Here is a 929-nt window from a genome sequence, read left to right as displayed (position 1 = left end):
CCCGCACCTCCGCTTCAAGGCTGCGTTTGCCAGCTTCGGCACGCTGCTGCAGCCGTCGCTTGATATCATCGTCCAAGCCTCTGACGATAAGCTGAGCCATCCGCACCTCCTATATTGATATCATGATATCACTGCATCCAGTCGGGCGCAATCGTCAGCTGTGGCCGTCAGTGATCGCTTGCTGATCCGACGCAAAGAGGCGCGCTCGTTAGGCGGCCCTCCGCCCGGAAGGCGCCTCGGCGTCGCCAAGCTGCTCCAGGCGCTCCACCTCGGCATAGAGACGGCGCAGACGGGGCAGGTAGAGGTCCTGGCATTCCACCGACGCCGCGAGATAGCGGGTCCAGGTCAGACGATCCCAGGTCTGCCGGGCTCCAAGGCGGTCAACGTTGCCGAGCGACCGCGCTGCGGCCTTTTCTGATTCCGCTGCCCAGTCTGCCTCAAGCGCGGCGATTTCGGCCCGCATCTCGGCTGTGGTGGCTTGGATGCGGTGAGGCCCGATAGCGATCGGTGATTGACCGACAGAGAGGGCGTGCGGGGCGCAGGCGCGCGCCGCCCACTCGCCCCGATGGGGACGGATATGGGTCATGATCGACCTCCATGTCTGAGGGGTGGGGCCCGGCCCCTCGAGGCGGCCGGGCGTTCTGCTCAGTCGGCGGCGTCGGCGAATTCCGCGTAGCCGTCCTCTCCCTCTTCGGACGGGGCGTCGTCCCCGCCATCCAGGTTATCCTCAGCCCCGGAGGTCTTGCCCCCGGTTTCGATGGCGTCGATCTGCTCCTGGGTGAGCGCGAAGGTCGCGCCCGGATAGACCCAGGTCGCTTCCGCGAAGTGGCTGACCATGAACCGCACCGGGTTTCCCGGAGGCTCCAACTTCCAAGTAGAGTGGAGCTATGACGAGCAAGACGACGAACAAATTCAGCCCTGAGGTTCGG

The 929-nt window shown here is 65.2% G+C and carries 3 protein-coding genes; all 3 read right to left on the bottom strand.

Annotated elements, in window-relative coordinates; translation table 11 throughout:
- Positions 1–100, bottom strand: a 100-nt coding sequence (locus tag ACYQ6W_RS22630; RefSeq protein ID WP_459678521.1) for a FitA-like ribbon-helix-helix domain-containing protein, incomplete at its 3' end; no start/stop codon positions are given.
- 108 nt (positions 101–208) lie between these two features.
- A complete protein-coding gene (locus tag ACYQ6W_RS22625) occupies positions 209–586 on the bottom strand; it encodes a hypothetical protein (RefSeq protein WP_459678558.1) in 378 nt (125 codons plus the stop codon).
- A 59-nt stretch (positions 587–645) separates the two neighbouring features.
- Entirely contained in the window at positions 646–837 is a 192-nt protein-coding gene (locus tag ACYQ6W_RS22620) for a hypothetical protein (protein ID WP_459678556.1), read from the bottom strand.
- Positions 838–929 lie beyond the last annotated feature (92 nt).

Source organism: Acidisoma sp. 7E03 (genome assembly GCF_054665075.1).
Note: the sequence above shows the minus strand (reverse complement) of the source record. Positions and strands in the feature narration are given on the sequence as shown.

Coding starts and splice junctions, on each gene's coding strand:
- ACYQ6W_RS22625 (WP_459678558.1), bottom strand. CDS start 586: ATGACCCATATCCGTCCCCATCGGGGCGAGTGGGCGGCGCGCGCCTGC.
- ACYQ6W_RS22620 (WP_459678556.1), bottom strand. CDS start 837: ATGGTCAGCCACTTCGCGGAAGCGACCTGGGTCTATCCGGGCGCGACC.